Origin of the sequence: Microbispora bryophytorum (assembly GCF_006874465.1) — a bacterium.
GTDB lineage: Bacteria > Actinomycetota > Actinomycetes > Streptosporangiales > Streptosporangiaceae > Microbispora > Microbispora bryophytorum.
Window position 1 is genome coordinate 176,089 of record NZ_VIRL01000002.1, and the last position, 18,943, is coordinate 195,031.

Sequence of the window (18,943 nt, forward strand, 5' to 3'; positions counted from 1 at the left end):
GTGAACGTAACAAAACGGGCAAGGTGCACGTAGCGCCCGGGTGTCCGCAATTCCCGGCGGCCCCGCGCCCCGGCGCCTCCGTGTCACGTCTCGAACCTCCGGCGCGTCTCTATAGGGGAGGCGGAGACAAGGAGGCCAGATGCCCGCGGTGACCGATGGGCAGCCCACACCAGTCGCCAGTTTCGAGAGCAGCCGGGATCTGCTGTTCGGGGTGGCCTACCGGGTGCTGGGCAGCGTGACCGACGCCGAGGACATCGTGCAGGAGGCATGGCTGCGATGGGACCGCGTCGACCACTCCGGGATCGCCGATCCCCGGTCCTTCCTCGTCCGGGTCACGACCAGGCTCGCCCTCGACCGCCTGCGCTGGGCGAAGGCCCGCAGGGAGGCGTACGTGGGGCAGTGGCTGCCCGAACCGCTGCCGACCGGGCCCGCGATCGAGGAGGGCGCCGAGACGGCGGACTCGGTCTCCATGGCCATGCTCGTGGTGATGGAGACCCTCTCCCCGCTGGAGCGGGTCGTGTTCGTGCTGCGGGAGGCGTTCGAGTTCTCCTTCGCCGACATCGCGGCGGTGGTCGGCCGGTCCGAGACGGCGGTCCGGCAGCTCGCCCGCCGCGCCCGCTCGCACGTGGGTGAGCGGCGGCCCCGGTTCCGGCAGGACCGCGAGGTCCGCAGGCGGGTGACCGAACGCTTCCTGGCCGCCTGCCTGGGCGGTGACCTGCGGGCGCTGCTCGACCTGCTCGCCCCGGAGGTCACCTTGTCCATCGACGGGAACGGCCGCCGCGGCGTGGCGAGAAACCCGGTCGGGGGCGCGGCGAAGGTCGGCCGCCTGCTCGTATGCGGCCTGCGTCGGGTGCTGCGTCCAGCGGGCATCGCGGCCGCGGAGACCGACGACATCGGCGGCGGATCAATCGTGGACGTCAACGGCGGGCCCGCGGCGCTCATCACCGCCGGGGGCGAGCCGATCGCCGTCATCGTGGTCGACGTCGATCGCGCCGCCGACCTCGTCACGCGCATCTGGATCATCGCCAACCAGGACAAGCTCAGGGGCGTCGGCGCGGGCCGGCGACCCGGGAGGAACAGACATATCCGTGCCGCGGGCTGACCGGCCGCGAGAGAAGCGACTTTCGTCATGACAGACAACGAGCACGAGACCGGGCGGCCGGAGCGGCGGAGACCCGCGCGCGTCATCGGCACCCCCTTATCCGACACCCCCTTCTCCGGGACTCCCTTCTCCGGGGCCGTCGCGTCCGGAATCCCGGACGCCGGCGACGTGGACCACGGCCTTCCCGCCGTCCCCGGCGTCGTTCCGCAGGACGAACGGAAGGCGCGCAGGGCGGAGCGGATCGCGGCGCTGTGCTTCACGCTCGCGTTCGCCGCCCTCGTGGCCTTCCTCGTGGCCTACGTCCGGTTCCAGGTCGGCGGCCTGAGCGCGACGGGCGCCTCGCACGTCGCGCTCGGCGGCACGCTGACACTGGCGCTGCTGGCGCTGGCCGCGGGGATCGTGATCTGGGTGCGCCAGATCATGCCGAAGTACGAGCTGGTCCAGCAGCGCCACCCCATGGCCTCACCCGAGGACGTACGGGCCGAGGTCGCGGCCACGTTCGTACGCGGCACCGGGGAGAGCGGCATCGTCAAGCGCCGGCTGTTGCGCCGCACGCTGCTGCTCGCGGCGGCGCCGCTGGGCCTGGCACCGCTGGTGCTGCTGCGCGACCTCGACTCCAGCGGTGTGCCCGCCGCGCAGCTCCACCGGCGGCTCGGCCACACGGTCTGGGGTGAGAAGACCAAGGACGGCAGACCGCTTCGGCTCGTCGTCGAGGGCACCGGCCAGCCGATCCGCGCCGCCGACTTCAACTCACCCGGAGGCATCCTGTCGGTCGTCCCGCAGGGATACGAACACGACCTGAACGTGCTGGCCAAGGCGACGGTGATCCTCGTCAAGTTCCGTCCGGAGGAGCTCAGAGCCGGCACGAAGCCGAACTGGACGCACGACGGGATCGTCGCCTACTCCAAGATCTGCACCCACGTGGGCTGCCCCGCCGCGCTGTACGAGCAGACCACCCACCACATCCTGTGCCCATGCCACCAGTCCACCTTCGACGCCGCGGACGGAGCCAGGGTCGTCTTCGGCCCCGCCGCCCGGCCGCTGCCGCAGCTGCCGATCGGCGTCGACGAACAGGGCTACCTCATCGCGCTGGGCGACTTCCCCGCCCCGGTCGGTCCCAGCTACTGGGAGCGCGGCGACGCGGAGGCGCGGGCCAGGGAGAACGGAGGCCACTCTTGAGCGAACCGAGAACCGTGCCCGAGCGCATCGCCGGGCCGGCCACATTCCTGGACGACCGCCTGGGCGCGGGCGGCTTCGTCAGGCGCAACATCCGCAAGGTCTTCCCCGACCACTGGTCCTTCCTCCTCGGCGAGATCGCGCTGTACTCGTTCGTCATCCTGCTGCTGACGGGCACCTTCCTGACGTTCTGGTTCAAGCCGAGCATGGGGGAGATCGTCTACAACGGCACGTACGCCCCGCTCAGGGGCGTGACGATGTCCGAGGCGTACGCGTCCTCGCTGCAGATCAGCTTCGAGGTCCGCGGCGGCCTGCTCATCCGGCAGATACACCACTGGGCCGCCCTGGTCTTCATCGCCGGCATGATGGCGCACGCGCTGCGGGTCTTCTTCACCGGCGCCTACCGCAAGCCGCGCGAGCTCAACTGGCTCATCGGCGTGGTGATCCTGTCCATCGCGCTGTTCGAGGGCCTGACCGGCTACTCCCTGCCCGACGACCTGTTGTCCGGCGCCGGCCTCCGGGTCACCCAGGGCGTGGTCATCGGGCTGCCCGTGGTCGGCACCTACCTCAACTTCTTCCTGTTCGGAGGCGAGTACCCCGGCGGGGACGTCATCTCCCGCTTCTACTCGATCCACATCCTGCTCCTGCCCGGCCTGATCCTGGCACTGGTCACCGCGCACCTGATCCTCATGTGGATGCAGAAGCACACCCAGTTCCCGGGCAAGGGCCGGACCAACCGCAACGTGGTCGGCGCGCCCTTCTACCCGGCCTTCATGGCGAAGTCGGGAGCGTTCTTCCTGTTCACGTTCGCCGTTATCGCCGCTCTCGGCACGTTCGCACAGATCAACCCCGTCTGGCTGTACGGGCCGTACTCGCCCGCCGACATCTCGGCCGGCTCGCAGCCCGACTTCTACCTGGCCTTCCTCGAAGGGGCGCTGCGCATCATGCCCGCCTGGGAGATCAACCTCTTCGGCACCTCCCAGGTGGGCACGATCCCGCTCAGCGTGGTCATCCCCGCGCTGGTGCCACTGGGCGTCATCGTCGTCGGAATGGCGCTCTACCCGTTCCTGGAACGCTGGCTCACCGGTGACAACCGCGAGCACCACCTCGCGGACCGGCCGCGCAACAACCCGCACCGCACCTCGATCGGCATGGCGGCCGTCGCCTTCTACGGCGTGCTCTGGCTGTTCGGCGGCAACGACATCATCTCGGCGAACTTCCGCATCAGCCTCTACACGACCACCTGGGCCGGACGGATCCTCGTGTTCGTCGCGCCCGCCCTGGCCTACGCGATCACCTACCGCGTCTGCCTGGGCCTGCAGCGCTCCGACGTCGCGGTGCTCGCGCACGGCGTGGAGTCGGGGGTGATCAAGCGGCTGCCGAACGGCGGGTACGTCGAAGTCCACTCGCGGCCGGCGGAGGACATCGAGGCACACCTGCGCGGCAAGGAACCGGTGCCGGTGCTGCCGTACGACGAGACCGTCCCTCCCAAGGGGCTCCGCGGACCGCTCGGCAGGCTGCGCCTGCGGATGTCCAGGGCGTACGGCGGGGAGAAGGTTCCGCCGGTCAACGGACATCCGCACGACGAGGACGGGCAGGCCGCACTGCAGGAGGGACAGAACCGCGCGCTGACGCGCTGACCCCTCTCGCGCGGGCGGGCCCGGAGGCGTTCCTCCGGGCCCGCGCCGTCGTGCCGCGCCGTCGTGGTCACCGATCCCACTGCTCGGGCTCCGGCCACTGCGGATCCTGTGGGTCGGAGGGACGGATCTCGGTGAAGAGTTTGAGCGTCACGGGCCGCAGCCGCTGCCATGCCTCGACCGGCCAGCGCAGGCTGACCGAGGGGAAGACGGTCTCCAGCACGATCTTCAGATAGGGACGGCCGGACTGGCCGACCGGAACCTCCGTGCATAGGCCGGACACGACCGCGGAGATCTCCCGCCTGCCCAGCCGCAGCCGGGCGTTCCCCTGGACCTGGTTCGGGGCATCCTCGGCCTCCAGGTCGACGGACTCCCAGAAGAGCACGGGCGCCTCGTCCTCCCGCAGCCACGACGGGTAGACCGGCAGCGGCAGCTGCAGCGTGAACCCCGCCAGGAGCCCGACGGGGCTCACATAGAAGGAGCCGTGGAAACAGGGGAGTTCGTGCAGGAGCCGCGGCCCCTTCGACGTCGTCATCGACAGCGTTCCCTCACTGGCGTCCATGGCGATCCGCCACGCGCTGGGATCGGTGTAGGAGGCGTCCGGGACGAAGACCATCAGATGCTCACCTCGATGTGCGGACTGGGGGAGGCGGCGACGGTGTGGAGCGGATGGGGCTTCCGCTGATTCCGGCCGCCAAAAGAAAGACGTTCCCAGGGGGCCGGAACGTGACATCCGGATTGCATCGAGAATTGACCGGCCGCTCCTGTGTCACATTACGGAGGCCGAATTCGTCTTAACGGGAAAGGCGAGAGGAGGTCTCGCGCGGGGATCGCGGCGAAAGAGAGCAAAATGAATCTGGGCGCAACCGTTCCCGGGGTGTAAATTGCGGGCCAGGAAGAAACAGTTGAATCGTGGGGCGAGGGCGCGTCGGCGCCGTTCCTGTAGGTGTTCCCGGCGAGTGGTGAGGGCCTGTTACCGGAACTGGGGGGCTTCGTCCGGACGCCGGGCCACGACTACGAGGAGAGTGTATGGAGCGTAATCCGGATCGGCCGGCCGAGGGGGACTGCGCATCCCAGGCGCCCCGGGCATCCGAGGCATCCCAGGCGTTCGAGGCGTCCCAGGCGTTCGAGGAACACGCCGCGCTGCTCCACGAGGTGGCCCGCAGCATGCTCGGCGACGGTGGGGAGGCCGCGCGCGTGGTCGAGGAGACCCGGGCCCGCTGGCTGGCCGGTCAGGGTGACCGCTCTGCAGGCTCTCCGAACGCGCTCATCGGGCTGGTCTCCGTGCTGGCGCTCACGCGCCTGCGGGTCGCCCAGGCCAACGGTGAGGAGCACATCGGTCCCTGGATGCCGGAGCCCCTGCGGGGGGAGCCCGATCTGCAGATGGCCGAGTCGGTCTCCGCGGCCCTTTCGACCGTCCTCGGCGTGCTGGACCAGGACGAGCGGACGGTGTTCATGCTGCACCACGGGTTCGGGCTCGCGTACGCCGACATCGCCTCGGTGACCGGGCTCACCGAGGAGGGGGTGCGCGGAATCGACGCCAGGGCCACGGCGCAGGTGCGCTGCGAGGTGCTCCATCTCGGACGGGCCGGCGGCACCGAGGAAGCGGGCGGGGTGTGCATCTGAGGAAAGCACGCAGTTGACCACCCGCGCCCCGGTGACTCATGCGGCTCAGCGGCCCCGCTCCGTCAGCCCGTACAGGTTGCCGTCGTGGCCGCGGATCTGCGCCCACCGGCCCTCTTCCCGCCAGGGGGCGGCCTGCGGCGCCACGACGATCTCCACTCCCCGCGCCCGCAGGTCCAGGCAGGTGGCGTCGAGATCGTCACAGTCGAACCAGCCGTGGGCCATCCGCCCCACGCGGGCGTGAAGCGCCTCCAGGATCTCGGGCTCGACGGTCGCGAGCACCACGCAGGTCTGCGCGCCGGGCGGGCGCACCTCCACCCAGCGCCGCCCCTCCCCCAGGGGGACGTCGGCCGCGAGTTCGAAGCCGAGCGTCCCGGTGAGGAACTCCAGGGTCCTGCCCTGGTCGCCGACGTAGAGCACGGCGAGCCGCGGATTCACGATCATGACGCCTCCCGGTGCTCCTCGGTTCTCACGCGCCCTGCACGGACAGCCTGCGTGGCCCGGCCGCCGGCGACGGGACGTCGGTTAGGCCGAGCCGGACCCCCTTCAGGCGGGCGGGATCGCCGATGACGTCGATGGACGCGATGCGATCGCCGACGATGCCGATCTCGAGGACGAGCCGCAGGCGCCCATACGGGGCGACCACCGCCCCCACGGCACCGTTGACGAGAGCGGGCCAGGCGAAGCGGGCCCTGCGGATGTTGGTGCGCGTCTCCTCGGCGACGGCGCGCGCGCCGCGCACCTCCGCCGGCACCTTGGCCTGCCCGCGCAGGGCCGCGTAATCCGCCCGCCGGACGACGTCGGGAGCCAGCACCGCCAGCAGGGCGTCGATGTCGCCCGCCCTGGAGGCGGCCAGGAAGGCGTCCACCACCGCACGCTGCCTGGCGAGGTCGGAGGAGGGAATGTCAGGCGTGCCGTGCACCCGGCGACGGGCGCGGCTAGCCAGCTTCTTCGCGGCCGCCGGCGAGCGTTCCACGATCACGGCGATCTCGTCGAACGGCACGGCGAACAGGTCGTGCAGCACGAAGGCGGCGCGCTCGGCGGGGCCGAGCGTGTCGAGGACCACGAGCAGGGCGAGACCGACGGAGTCGGCGAGCACCGCCTCGTCCGCCGGGTCGGCGGTCTCGTCGTGGGGAGCCAGCATGTCGAGTTCGGTCAGGTCGGCGAGGTCCTCACGCCGGCGGCTGCGCGAGCGCAACATGTCGAGACAGACCCGTCCGGTGATCGTCGTCAGCCAGGCGGTCAGGTTGTCGATGGAGCCGGAGTCGGCGCGGCAGGCGCGCAGCCAGGTCTCCTGCACCGCGTCGTCAGCCTCGTCCGCGCTGCCCAGCATGCGGAACGCGACTCCTCGCAGATGCCCTCGGGATCGGTCGAAGTGCTCGGCCAATTGGCCCTGGTCGCTCATCGGTCACCTTTCACCGTCGCGGTTCGTCATAAGAGTGGGAGAGGAAGAACGCAGGTTTGACAAGGAGCCGTCAGTGCCCGTACTGATTATTGTTGCCGGTTCGTTTGAACCGACGTGACGGGGAGACGCACCTAACGGTGCCTCTCCGGCAGTGAAGCGTATCGGCGGGCCGCCGTCCGAGGTGCATTCTATCCTCGCAGCGGCCGCTCATAGTTTCTCGCCGTTCCGAAAATCGACGGCGGCGACCGAAATAGGCCTCCGGTGAGGCGCTGAAAGGTGCGTGCGGGGCCCGGTCGCGTCGTCCGGGTCCATGGGCTCGGCTCGTACGGATCCGCCCGCACGATCGCCCGCTGAGCTGGGTGATGACTCTGTGAAGTAGGCGGCCGACGCCGTCCGGCCCATTTCGCCGCAAGTCGCGATCATGGCATGTGAACGGCGTGTCATGGTCCCGTCCGGGGCGATAAGGCCGATATTGAATTTATGGGTAACTTGCCATGAATGGGCCCCCGCTGCTCTGGTTTCGCAATTACCCCGAACATAAGCTGAGCCGCAGTTGAGCTCCTGTGAAGAAAGCGCCCCTGCCCTTGTTCCTTCATAGGAAGGTCCCGCAGTGTCACTTCACACCGCAGCCGACGCTGATCGCGAACTCGGAACTCGCCTCCCCGATGTGGCGGACCTCCGGCATCTGGCGTGGGAGATCGTGCCCGTCCGCGACCTGACGTCCTCGCTCTCGCCGCGGAAGCGACGTGAGGACCCGGCGCATGTCCGGCTGCTCGCGGAGACGGATCGCCCCTTCGATCCGCTCCTCGTGCACCGGCCGACGATGCGTGTCATCGACGGTGTGCACCGGTTGCGCGCGGCCGTGCTGAGGGGCAGGAGCGAGATCGCGGTCCGGTTCTTCGACGGAAGCGAGGCCGACGCGTTCGTCCTGTCGGTCCGGCTCAACGTCGGCCACGGGTTGCCGCTGACGCTCGACGAGCGGAAGGAGGCGGCCCGGCGGATCATCACCTCCCATCCGCAGTGGTCGGACAGGGGGGTGGCCGAGAGCACGGGGCTGAGCGCCAAGACGGTCGCCGGCGTGCGCCGGCGGCTCGGTGGACCGGGGGAGCTCCAGCACAGCCGGGTGGGCAGGGACGGCAGGGCCAGGCCGCTCAGCAGCGTCGAAGGGCGTCGCAGTGCCGCGGCCCTGCTGGCGGCCAACTCGGAGATCTCCCTCCGTGAGCTGTCGAGGAAAACCGGGCTCTCGGTGGGGACCGTCCGGGACGTGCGCGAGCGGCTCGACCGCGGTCAGGATCCGATCCCGGATCGCCTGCGCGCCAGGGAGGGGAGCGCTGCCGGGCCGCGGAGCACGGCGACGTCGGCTCGGGACGGGGCCGCGCCCCGGACCGGGGCCGTCCGGCGTGCGGGGCAGACCCGCCGTCCGCGCGACGGGAGCCGGAGCAGGGGCGAGACCAGGCCGCCGGGACACGCGGCGGGGGAGGCCGTGGAAACGGCGTCCGTGCTGCGCAAGCTCGCGCGCGATCCGTCTCTGCGGGCGACCGAGTCCGGGCGGCTGCTGCTGCGGATACTCCTGGCGACGGAGGTGGGGCCGGCTCAGTGGAAGGAGATCGCCGAGGCGATTCCGGCCCATTGCCTGCCGCTCATCCGCGCCGTCGTGCTCAAGCGATCAGAGGAATGGAAACGACTGGCGAGCATGGTTCCGGACGGTTTCCCGGGGTGACCGGAAACGGGTTTCCCCAAGGCGGCCGGAAAGGAACGGAGGCGCTTCTGGAGTACGAAGACTCAGGGTGAAATATCGCCATTAATCGGGATTCGTTGGAGGGTTCATCGTGTCAGAGACGACTCACTTTCCGGGAAGCGACGAGGAGACCGAACTTCGGAGGACCAACCGGGCGACGGTCGAGCGGTACATGAACACCAGAGGCGAGGAACGGCTGCGGCGGCACCTGCTGTTCACCGAGGACGGCGTCGGCGGCCTGTGGACCAACGACACCGGGCAGCCGATCGCGATCCGCGGGCGCGACCGTCTCGGTGAGCACGCCGTCTGGTCGCTGAAGTGCTTCCCCGACTGGGTCTGGACCAACATCCAGATCTTCGAGACCGACGACCCGAACTTCTTCTGGGTGGAGTGCGACGGCGAAGGCGCGATCCGCTTCCCGGGCTACCCCGAGGGCCACTACAGGAACCACTTCCTGCACTCCTTCCAGTTGGAGGACGGGAAGATCAAGCTGCAGCGCGAGTTCATGAACCCCTTCGAGCAACTGCGCGCGCTGAACATCCCCGTGCCCGAGATCAGGCGTGAGGGGATCCCCACCTAGGTCCCGGCCGCAACTGCCGCCTGGTCGGCGGCGGTCGCCAGGCAACCCCAGCCTCACCGGCCAGGCAACCCCAGCCTCACCGGCCGGGCGACGACGACGACGGCGCCGAGAGCGCCTCGACCCCATGGAGAACCGTGGATGACGTGATGCCCGCCATCCGGCTGAGCGCTGCGCTGCAGCAGCCGGAGTGGAGCGACGTTTCGCAGGTCCAGCGCGTCAAGGAAGTGCTCGCCTCCCGGCCCTCGCTCGTCAGGCCCGCGGACGTGCGCACCCTGCGTGCCCTCCTGGCGGAGGTAGCCGCAGGAAACGCCCTGGTCGTACAGGCCGGGGACTGCGCGGAGAACCCGGAGGAATGCACGCCGGAGCACGTGAGCCGCAAGTCCGCGGCGCTGGACGTGCTGGCCGGCGCGCTCAAGATGATCACACACAAGCCCGTGCTGAGGGCCGGCCGCATCGGCGGCCAGTTCTCCAAGCCGCGCTCCAGCCCCACCGAGCAGGTCGGCGACCTCACCCTCCCGGCGTTCCGCGGGCACCTGGTCAACGGCCCGGAGCCGACGGCGGACAGCAGGCAGCCCGATCCGCTGCGGATACTCACCGGATACATGGCGGCCAGCGACATCATGGAACACCTCGGCTGGCGCGGATCGTCCGTCCGGTCCCCGATAGACCCGCCCGTGTGGACCAGCCACGAGGCGCTGCTCCTCGACTACGAGGTTCCCATGCTCCGCAGGGACGCGTCGGGGAGGCTGATCCTCGGCTCCACGCACTGGCCCTGGATCGGCGAGCGGACGCGGCAGGTGGACGGCGCGCACATCGCCCTGCTGTCCGAGGTCGCCAACCCGGTCGCCTGCAAGGTGGGCCCGAAGACGAGCAAGGACGAGCTGCTCGCCCTGTGCGAGCGGCTCGACCCCGAACGCGAGCCCGGCAGGCTCACCCTGATCTCCCGGATGGGCGCCGACCAGATCGCCTACGCCCTGCCGCCGCTCGTCGAGGCCGTCAGGTCCGCCGGCCACCCCGTCGTCTGGCTCTGCGATCCCATGCACGGCAACACACTGGTCACTCCGTCGGGGCACAAGACCCGCCTCGTGCCGACCCTGCAACGCGAGGTCCGCGAGTTCGTGACCGCGGTCGAGAGCGCGGACGGGGTCCCCGGCGGCCTCCATCTGGAGATCACCCCCGACGACGTCACCGAATGCGTCGCCGACGAGAGCGGCTTCGGCCAGGTCGGCGACCGGTACACGAGCTTCTGCGACCCCCGCCTGACCCTCTGGCAGGCGGTCTCGGTCATCTCGGCGTGGGGCGGCTGACGCGACGGCAACCAGAAAGGACTTCTATGTCCGGCATACCCGCAATCAAGCCCTACCTCCTTCCGGCCGCGGGCGACCTGCCTCCGAACCCCGCCGGATGGACGCCCGACCCCGCTCGTGCCGTGCTCCTGATCCACGACATGCAGCGCTACTTCGTCAGGCCGTTCCCCGGCTCGACCAGGCACGAACTCATCCGGAACATCGCGCTGCTGCGTGACCGGAGCGCGGCGCTCGGCGTTCCCGTCGGCTACACGGCTCAACCCGGTGACATGAGCGAGGAGCAACGCGGGCTCCTCAAGGACTTCTGGGGACCGGGCATGCGCCGTGCCCCCGAGGACCGGCTCGTCGTCGACGAACTCGCTCCCGCACCGGGGGACTGGTTGTTCACCAAGCTACGTTACAGCGCCTTCTTCCGCTCCGACCTGCTGGAGCGCATGCGGCGCAGCGGCCGCGACCAGCTCGTCGTCTGCGGCGTGTACGCGCACGTCGGGGTGTTGATGACGGCCGTCGAGGCCTTCACCAACGATCTGGAGACCTTCCTGGTCGCCGACGCCGTCGCCGACTTCACCGCCGACTACCACCGCATGGCGGTCGAGTACGCGGCCGAACGCTGCGCGGTCGTCCTGACGGCCAAGGAGGTGTTCTCGTGAGCGGACCGGACACCGGTGGGGGCGACCTGCTCGACGCCGTGCTGGAGCTCCGGGCGCCGGCTTTCGCGCTGCTGCACCGGCCCGAGGCGAACGGGCCGGGCCTGCTGGACGTGCTGACAGGTGAGGTCGCGCCCCTTCGCGAGCTCGCGGACATCCCGCTGCCCGGGCAACGGGAGCCGGTGGCGGGCGGCCGGCACCACGCGCTCGTCGTCGTCCCGTATCGGCAGGTCCGCGAGCGGGGCTTCGCCTGCGCCGACGACGGCGCACCGCTCCTCGCGATGACGGTGACGCGACAGGGCACGGTTCCGGTCGCCGAGGCGCTGGACCGGATCCCCGACCTGCCCTTCGCGGTCTCGGGCGGGCACTTCGACGTGAGCGACGACGAGTACGCAGAGATCGTCTGCAGAGTCGTCAAGGAGGCGATAGGCGAGGGGGAGGGGGCGAACTTCGTCATCAAGAGGTCCTTCGTCGCCGACATCGGGAACTACACGCCGCGCTCCGCCCTGGCCTTTTTCCGGCGCCTGCTGGAGGTCGAGTCCGGCGCGTACTGGACCTTCGTGGTCCACACCGGCGTGCGGACGTTCGTGGGCGCCACCCCGGAGCGGCATGTGACACTCCGGAACGGCGTCGCCACCATGAACCCGATCAGCGGCACGTACCGGTACCCGGCGTCCGGCCCGTCCCTGCACGGGGTGATGGATTTCCTCGCCGACCGCAAGGAGTCCGACGAGCTCTACATGGTCCTGGACGAGGAACTCAAGATGATGGCCAGGATCTGCGAGCCCGGCGTCCGCGTGACCGGTCCCCGGCTCAAGGAGATGGCGCGGCTCGCGCACACCGAGTACTTCATCGAGGGCGACACCGGCTGGGACGTGCGAGACATCCTGCGCGAGACGATGTTCGCGCCGACCGTCACCGGCAGCCCGGTGGAGAACGCCTGCCGGGTCATCGACCGGCACGAGCCGCACGGCCGGGGGTACTACAGCGGGGTCGTCGCCCTCATCGGGAGTGACGAGGACGGCCGGCAGACCCTCGACTCCTCCATCCTCATCCGGACCGCCGACATCGACCGCGCGGGCCGGGCGCGCATGGGCGTCGGCGCCACCCTCGTACGCCACTCCGACCCGATGTCGGAGGTGGCCGAGACCCGGGCGAAGGCCGCCGGCCTGCTCGCGGCGCTCGACACCGGCGACAGCGGCCGGCTCAGGACCCGCCCGGAGGTTCGCGAGGCACTGGAGCGGCGCAACGCGAACATCGCCGGCTTCTGGCTGGGCAGAGCCACCGCCGGCACCGCCGCCCACCCCCGCCTGATCGGGGTGCGGACGCTCATCGTCGACGCCGAGGACACCTTCACGTCGATGCTGGACCACCAGATGCGCAGCCTGGGCATGTCGGTGACCGTGCGCCGCCACGACGACGCTCCCTCGCTGGACGGGTACGACCTCGTCGTGCTGGGGCCCGGCCCCGGCGACCCCGGCGACGGCGCCCACCCCAAGATCGCTTACCTGGGCGCCGCGGCGGACGCCCTCCTCTCCGCGCGGCGCCCCTTCCTGGCCGTATGCCTCAGCCATCAGATTCTGTCCGCACGGCTCGGGTTCCCCCTGCACCGCCGTGACGTGCCCAACCAGGGGGTGCAGAAGGAGATCAGCCTGTTCGGCGCGCGGGAGCGCGTCGGGTTCTACAACACCTTCGCCGCCCGGGCGGTAGCGGACCGGGCCGAGATCGACGGTTTCGGCACGGTGGAGGTCTGCCGCGATCCGGTGACAGGCGAGGTGCACGCGTTGCGCGGCCCGCACTTCTCCTCCATCCAGTTCCACGCCGAGTCGGTGCTCACCGAGAACGGCCCGCGCATCCTGGGCTCCTTGATGAAAGGACTGCTGCCGTGACGATGGCTGAACAGTCCGTGCTGGAGGGGGCGCGTCCGTACGTGGTCGTCGACGCGTTCACCGACACGCCGCTGCAGGGCAATCCGGTCGCCGTCTTCTTCGAGGCCGAGGACCTCTCCGACGAGCGCATGCAGCGCATCGCCAGGGAGATGAACCTGTCGGAGGTCACCTTCGTTCTCCCGCCCCGGCAGGGAGGCGACGTCCGCATCCGCATCTTCACGCCGGTGAACGAGCTCCCGTTCGCCGGGCATCCGCTCCTGGGCACCGCCGTCGCGCTGGGCGAGGGGCGCAGGAACGACCGGCTCAGGCTGGAGACGGCGATGGGAGTCATCGCCTTCGACCTGGAGCGCGTGAACGGGAGGGTCGTCGCCGCTGAGATGGAGCAGCCCGTCCCGACCTGGGCGGAGTTCGACCGTGCCGAGGAGCTGCTCGCGGCGCTCGGCCTGACCTCCTCGGCGCTGCCCGTCGTGATCTACCACAACGGTCCGCGGCACGTCTTCGTCGGGCTGGAGAGCCTGGCGGCGCTGTCCCGGGTCGACCCGGACCAGCGTGCGCTGGCCGCCTTCCCCGACATGGCGACCAACTGCTTCGCCGGTTCCGGCTCGACCTGGCGCAGCCGGATGTTCTCGCCCGCGTACGGAGTGGCCGAGGACGCGGCCACAGGATCGGCGGCGGGCCCGCTGGCGGTCCACCTCGCCCGGCACGGGCGCATCGGGTTCGGGCAGTGGATCGACATCCAACAGGGCGTCGAGATGGGCCGGCCCTCGCTCATGCGGGCCCGCGCCGACGGCGCCGCGGAGCACATCACATCCGTACGGGTCGGCGGCTCGGCCGTGACCGTCGCCCGCGGCGTGATCTACGCCTGAACGGCGCGGACCGGCCGGCCCGGACGTCGCCGCACCCCCTTCCCACTCATGCGGCGCCCGCCCAAGCGATCGGGGCGATCCGCGCCTCGCGGATCGCCCGCCACCCCTCACAGCTCCGGAGGCGACAGTGAGCAGCAGGTTCGAGAGTCTGACCGGCGCCATCGACCCGGCGTTCCCCGAGTACGACACGCCGCCCGCCGAGCCGATGGACCTGGTGCGGCGATGGATCGCCGGGGCGGTGGAGGCCGGGGTGCGCGAACCGCTGGCCCTCGCGCTCGCGACCGCCGACCGCGGCGGCCGGGCCTCCACCCGCATGGTCGCCGTCATCGACGTCGGCGACCGGGGCCTGGCCTTCACCAGCCACAGCACCAGCAGGAAGGGCCGGGAGATCGCCGAGACCGGCTGGGCCTCGGGCCTGCTCTACTGGCGCGAGACCGCCCGGCAACTGAGCTTCTCCGGCCCGGTGGTCATGCTGCCCGAGCCCGAGGCGGAACGGCTGTGGAACGCCCGGCCGGTGCCGCTGCACGCGATGTCGGCGGTCTCCCGGCAGAGCGAACCCCTGGAGGACGTCGCCCGGCTGAAGGCGGAGGCGGAGCGGCTGTCGTCCTACGGAATCCCCTTGCCGCGCCCGGCGCGCTTCGCCGGATACCGCCTGGAGCCTGCCGCCGTCGAGTTCTGGTCGGCCGACGCCGACCGGCTGCACCGGCGGCTGCGTTACGACCGGACTCCCTCCGGTTGGCACATCTCACGGCTGCAGCCGTGACCCCCTCCCCGCAGGGACAGGAAACACGAAGGAGTGCAACCTTGACCGACACGACAAACACCGACTTCGACGCGATCGTCGTCGGCACCGGCTTCGCCGGAATCTACATGCTCCACAAGCTCCGCAACGAGCTCGGCTTACGGACACGGGCCTTCGACCGGGCCGGTGGCGTGGGCGGCACCTGGTACTGGAACCGCTACCCCGGCGCCATGTCGGACGTCGAGGGCTTCGTCTACCGGTACTCCTTCGACAAGCAGATGCTCCAGGAGTGGAACTGGACCACGAACTACACCCCGCAGCGGGAGCTCCTCGCCTATCTCGAGGCGGTCGTCGCCAAGCACGACCTGGGCAGGGACATCCAGCTGAACACCGGCATCGTCAGTGCGGTGTTCGACGAGTCCCGTGGGGTCTGGACCGTCGGCACCGACACAGGTGAGAGCTTCACCGCACGGTACGTCGTCACCGCGCTCGGGCCGCTGTCGACGGCGAACATCCCCGAGATCGAGGGCCGCGACCGCTTCCAGGGCAGGATCGTCCACACCGGTGCCTGGCCCGACGACCTGACGATCGAAGGCAAGCGCGTCGGCGTCGTCGGCACGGGATCCACCGGCACCCAGTTCGCCTGCGCCGCCGCCAAGGTGGCCGAGCATCTGACGGTGTTCCAGCGCTCGGCGCAGTATTGCGTCCCGTCCGGCCACGGCCCGGTCACCGAGGAGTACGTCGCGGAGGTGCGCGCCGGTTACGACCGCATCTGGGAGCAGGTGCGCGGCTCCCGCGTCGCCTGTGGATTCGAGGAGAGCGACGTCCCCGCCATGAGCGTCTCCGAGGAGGAGCGCCGGCGCGTGTTCCAGGAGTACTGGGACAAGGGGAACGGCTTCCGCTTCATGTTCGGCACGTTCTCCGACATCGCGACCGATCCGGCGGCCAACGAGGCCGCCGCGGAGTTCATCCGGTCGAAGATCCGCGAGATCGTGAAGGATCCGGAGACGGCGCGCAAGCTGACGCCGAGCGACCTCTACGCCAAGCGCCCCATCTGCAACCCCGACTACTACGAGATCTTCAACCGCGACAACGTCGAGCTGGTCAGCATCAAGGAGAACCCGATCAAGGAGATCACTCCCACGGGAGTGGTCACCGAGGACGGAGTGGAGCACGAGCTCGACGTCCTGGTCTTCGCCACGGGCTTCGACGCCGTGGACGGCAGCTACAAGCGAATGGACATCCGCGGCCGGAGCGGCGTGACGATCCGGGAGCACTGGGAGGACGGGCCCACCAGCTATCTCGGCGTCGCCACCCACGGCTTCCCCAACCTGTTCATGGTCCTCGGCCCGAACAGCGCCTTCAGCAACCTCCCGCCCGGCATCGAGACACAGGTCGAATGGATCGGTGACCTGATCCGCACCGCGGAGGAGAACGGCACGACCGTGATCGAGGCCACCGGGAACGCCGAGGACGAGTGGACCGAGACCTGCAGGCAACTCGCGGACTACACGCTCTTCCCCAAGGTCAAGTCGTGGATCTTCGGCGCCAACATCCCCGGAAAGAAGAACAGGGTCATGTTCTACTTCGCGGGGCTCGCGTCGTACCGGCTCAAGCTCGACGAGGTGGCTGAGGCGGGCTACAAGGGATTCGACCTGCACGCCAGCCCCTCGCTGACGGCGGCCTGAGGCCGGCAGGGGTACGCCCGCCGGGGTCCGTGACAGGACACCGGCGGGTTCCGGGTGGGTCCGGCGCGAACGCCGGCGCGGCATCGCGACGCCGGACCCACCCACCGGCCTCGCGCCGGCCTCGCACTGGCCCTCGCGCTGGCCCTCGCGCTGCCCCTCGCACCGGGCTCGCTCCCTCGGGGCGGCGAGCGGCAGCGTCCGGACCTCGCATGCCCGCTTGCGATAAGCGGTATTTCCTGCTCTGCGTAGGAGATATTCGGAGAGACTCTCGTGTTCGGAATCCCGATTGGATTAACAAACGGGCTTGACTCTATTGGTTCTTTGTCGGATACGATGAAGTCATGAGTGAGACAGTGATTCGGGTCGGCGATCAGGTCGCAACATTCATCAACGTCTTCGACGTCGACCCCTCGCAGCAGCAGGAACTAATCGCCATTCTCGATGAGGGCGCCGAGAAGGTCATGCGGCACCGGCCCGGCTTCATCTCGGTGAACGTTCTCGCCAGCGTGGACGGCACCCGGGTCGTGAACCTCGCCCAGTGGCGCAGCCCGGACGACATCAAGGCGACCGCGGGCGACCCTGAGGCGCAGGTCTTCGCGAAGAGGGCGGCGGAGATCGCCAAGGCGGTGCCGCAGGCCTACAAGGTCGTCTCCGTCCACCACGCCTGACCAGGAACTTCCGCGTCGGGATCCAGAAGCCGGCCCGGGCCCCGGTACGGCACGCTCCGCCCCGCCTCTCGGCATCGGCGGGACGGGGCCTCGCCCGCACTCCGTAAGCGGGCTCGTATTCGGGGCCCGGCCCCTACCACACCGCTGCGGCACCGACTGAAGTCACGAAGAGTAGCCATTCCCGGCCCAGGGAGCGCGACGCCATGACGACCGCCAACACCGCCGACATCGTGATCGCAGGTGCGGGGATAGGAGGGCTGGCCACCGCGCTCGCCCTGCACGCCAGGGGAATCGACGCGGTCGTGCTGGAGGCCGCGGCCGAGCTTCGGCCGCTCGGAGTGGGAATCAACATCCAGCCGGCCGCGATCGGCGCGCTGACCGGGCTCGGGCTCGGCGAGGCGCTGGCGGCCACCGGCATCCACACCCGCGAGCACCGCTACCTCGACCACAGGGGGGCCACTCTGTGGACCGAGCCCCGGGGCGTCGCCGCGGGTCACGAGCACCCCCAATACTCCATTCACCGCGGTGAGCTGCAGATGCTCCTGCTCGCGGCCGTCCGGGACCGGCTCGGCCCCGACGCGGTGCGGACCGGACTCCGCGTCGACCGCTTCCGGCAGACGGCCTCGGGCGTCCGCGTCCTCGCGTACGACGAGGCGGGCGGAGCGGTCGAGTTCGAGGCCGCCGCGCTGGTCGGGGCCGACGGGATGCACTCGTCGGTCAGGTCTCAGCTCCACCCCGGCCACGGCCCGCTGTCCCCGGCGGGAGTCGACATGTGGCGGGGCCTGTCCGAGCTGGACGAGTTCCTCGACGGGCGCACGATGATCCTGGTCAACGACGAGCAGGCCACCCGGCTGATCGCCTATCCGATCTCCAGGCGTCACGCGGAGCGCGGCAAGGCGTTGGTGAACTGGGTCTGCATGGTCGCCGCTCCCTCGAAGAGCCTGTCCGACGGCGCGGGATGGAACCGCCCCGGACTGATCGAAGAGGTGTTGCCGCACCTGGCCGAGTGGAACTTCGGCTGGCTGAACCCCGCCGTCCTGGTCGCTCGCAGCGAACGCATCCTGCGTTACCCGATGGCCGATCGCGACCCCCTCCCGCATTGGGGTGAGGGCAGGGTCACGCTGCTCGGGGACGCCGCTCACCTGATGTACCCGATCGGCGCCAACGGTGCCTCGCAGGCTGTCATCGACGGTGTCACGCTCGCTGCCGAACTCACGCGAGGCGAGGACGTGACCGCCGCCCTGGAGCGGTACGAAGCCGCCAGGCGCCCCGCCACGACGGCCATCATCCTCGCCAACCGGAACATGGACGGCGCCGAGCGCGCCATCGCCGGTCGTGCCGAACACGACAAGGCCACCGAACTCGCGACGATCACTCACCGTTACCGGATGACCGTGGAGCAGCGGCAGTCTCTCGCCTGAGCAGACGGACCGCCCCGGCTGTAGCCGCTCTCGTCGCCGGGGCGGTCACTCCTGGCGGAGGCGACCTGCGGACCGTATCCCGAGCCGGCAGCGGAGATCGCCGCGACCGAGTGAAACCTCGCCGGTGAATTGCGGAAACCGTGAGATCTTCCGGCGTCACGACGATATGAATTCGCGTATGTCGCCCGATCGAATTCGATAATGGCGCGCAAGGGCCAGGCATTCTGACAACGTATTTACAGAATGCCGACTGACTGCCTCGCGATGCGGTCCGATGCGGCTCGGCGGGGCCCGGCGCGGCTTCGAATGCCGGACGCCGGCGGTGCGGAACGGTCTCCTGTTCGTTCGTGTCCCTGCTCCTCGTCCTTATGACGAATCGCGCCGTGGAAAGGTGACATCGGCCCTGCGGGTGGTGTCCGCCGACGGGCGGACACCACCTCTCATCCGTGGCTGT

General features: G+C 70.0%; 17 protein-coding genes. 14 read left to right on the plus strand and 3 right to left on the minus strand.

Annotation, left to right across the window (positions count from 1 at the left end; genetic code table 11):
• The first annotated feature begins 139 nt into the window (after positions 1-139).
• Genes sigJ through qcrB form a run of 3 tightly spaced genes read left to right on the plus strand, consistent with a single transcriptional unit; the run spans position 140 to position 3,918 of the window.
• Entirely contained in the window at positions 140-1,102 is a 963-nt protein-coding gene (gene sigJ / locus FLX07_RS05085; RefSeq protein WP_142568272.1) for an RNA polymerase sigma factor SigJ, read from the plus strand.
• Positions 1,103-1,129: 27 nt separating this feature from the next.
• Positions 1,130-2,281, plus strand: coding sequence for a cytochrome bc1 complex Rieske iron-sulfur subunit (gene qcrA / locus FLX07_RS05090; RefSeq protein ID WP_142568273.1), 1,152 nt, complete (start codon positions 1,130-1,132; stop codon positions 2,279-2,281).
• Positions 2,278-3,918, plus strand: coding sequence for a cytochrome bc1 complex cytochrome b subunit (qcrB, locus tag FLX07_RS05095; RefSeq protein WP_142568274.1), 1,641 nt, complete (start codon positions 2,278-2,280; stop codon positions 3,916-3,918). The genes qcrA and qcrB overlap by 4 nt, the downstream gene beginning before the upstream one ends.
• 67 nt (positions 3,919-3,985) lie before the next feature.
• On the opposite strand, the gene FLX07_RS05100 is transcribed toward qcrB, so the two are convergent.
• On the minus strand, positions 3,986-4,531 hold the full coding sequence (locus FLX07_RS05100; RefSeq protein WP_142568275.1) for a hypothetical protein: 546 nt from the start codon (positions 4,529-4,531) through the stop codon (positions 3,986-3,988).
• A gap of 413 nt (positions 4,532-4,944) precedes the next feature.
• Here FLX07_RS05100 and FLX07_RS05105 point away from each other — a divergent pair, with 413 nt between their 5' ends.
• Positions 4,945-5,541: a sigma factor-like helix-turn-helix DNA-binding protein gene (locus tag FLX07_RS05105; RefSeq protein ID WP_142568276.1), complete on the plus strand. Its 597-nt coding sequence runs from the start codon at positions 4,945-4,947 to the stop codon at positions 5,539-5,541.
• Between the two features lie 45 nt (positions 5,542-5,586).
• On the opposite strand, the gene FLX07_RS05110 is transcribed toward FLX07_RS05105, so the two are convergent.
• Together FLX07_RS05110 and FLX07_RS05115 are read right to left on the minus strand one after the other, a co-directional pair.
• The gene (locus tag FLX07_RS05110) at positions 5,587-5,982 is read right to left on the minus strand and encodes a VOC family protein (protein WP_142568277.1); all 396 of its coding nucleotides are present in this window, start codon (positions 5,980-5,982) and stop codon (positions 5,587-5,589) included.
• A 25-nt stretch (positions 5,983-6,007) separates the two neighbouring features.
• The gene (locus tag FLX07_RS05115) at positions 6,008-6,943 is read right to left on the minus strand and encodes a sigma-70 family RNA polymerase sigma factor (protein ID WP_142568278.1); all 936 of its coding nucleotides are present in this window, start codon (positions 6,941-6,943) and stop codon (positions 6,008-6,010) included.
• A 667-nt stretch (positions 6,944-7,610) separates the two neighbouring features.
• On the opposite strand from FLX07_RS05115, the gene FLX07_RS05120 reads away from it, so the two are divergent.
• The 10 genes from FLX07_RS05120 to FLX07_RS05165 all read left to right on the plus strand — a co-directional run bounded on the left by FLX07_RS05120 (position 7,611) and on the right by FLX07_RS05165 (position 18,489).
• A complete protein-coding gene (locus tag FLX07_RS05120) occupies positions 7,611-8,663 on the plus strand; it encodes a ParB/RepB/Spo0J family partition protein (RefSeq protein WP_229689618.1) in 1,053 nt (350 codons plus the stop codon).
• 109 nt (positions 8,664-8,772) lie between these two features.
• A complete protein-coding gene (locus FLX07_RS05125; protein WP_142568280.1) occupies positions 8,773-9,261 on the plus strand; it encodes a PhzA/PhzB family protein in 489 nt (162 codons plus the stop codon).
• Between the two features lie 134 nt (positions 9,262-9,395).
• Positions 9,396-10,568, plus strand: a complete 1,173-nt coding sequence (locus FLX07_RS05130) for a 3-deoxy-7-phosphoheptulonate synthase (protein WP_142568281.1) — start codon at positions 9,396-9,398, stop codon at positions 10,566-10,568.
• 26 nt (positions 10,569-10,594) lie between these two features.
• Entirely contained in the window at positions 10,595-11,218 is a 624-nt protein-coding gene (locus tag FLX07_RS05135) for an isochorismatase family protein (protein WP_142568282.1), read from the plus strand.
• Positions 11,215-13,104, plus strand: a complete 1,890-nt coding sequence (locus FLX07_RS05140; protein WP_142568283.1) for an anthranilate synthase family protein — start codon at positions 11,215-11,217, stop codon at positions 13,102-13,104. The genes FLX07_RS05135 and FLX07_RS05140 overlap by 4 nt, the downstream gene beginning before the upstream one ends.
• Positions 13,105-13,106: 2 nt before the next feature.
• Positions 13,107-13,970 (plus strand): PhzF family phenazine biosynthesis protein, encoded by an 864-nt coding sequence (locus tag FLX07_RS05145; protein ID WP_142568891.1) that lies wholly within the window; start codon positions 13,107-13,109, stop codon positions 13,968-13,970.
• A gap of 127 nt (positions 13,971-14,097) precedes the next feature.
• Complete coding sequence (gene phzG, locus FLX07_RS05150; RefSeq protein ID WP_142568284.1) at positions 14,098-14,733, plus strand: phenazine biosynthesis FMN-dependent oxidase PhzG; 636 nt, start codon at positions 14,098-14,100, stop codon at positions 14,731-14,733.
• Positions 14,734-14,774: 41 nt separating this feature from the next.
• The gene (locus FLX07_RS05155; protein WP_142568285.1) at positions 14,775-16,400 is read left to right on the plus strand and encodes a flavin-containing monooxygenase; all 1,626 of its coding nucleotides are present in this window, start codon (positions 14,775-14,777) and stop codon (positions 16,398-16,400) included.
• A 341-nt stretch (positions 16,401-16,741) separates the two neighbouring features.
• A complete protein-coding gene (locus FLX07_RS05160; RefSeq protein ID WP_142568286.1) occupies positions 16,742-17,068 on the plus strand; it encodes an antibiotic biosynthesis monooxygenase family protein in 327 nt (108 codons plus the stop codon).
• A gap of 203 nt (positions 17,069-17,271) precedes the next feature.
• Positions 17,272-18,489: an FAD-dependent monooxygenase gene (locus tag FLX07_RS05165; protein WP_142568287.1), complete on the plus strand. Its 1,218-nt coding sequence runs from the start codon at positions 17,272-17,274 to the stop codon at positions 18,487-18,489.
• Positions 18,490-18,943: the final 454 nt, after the last annotated feature.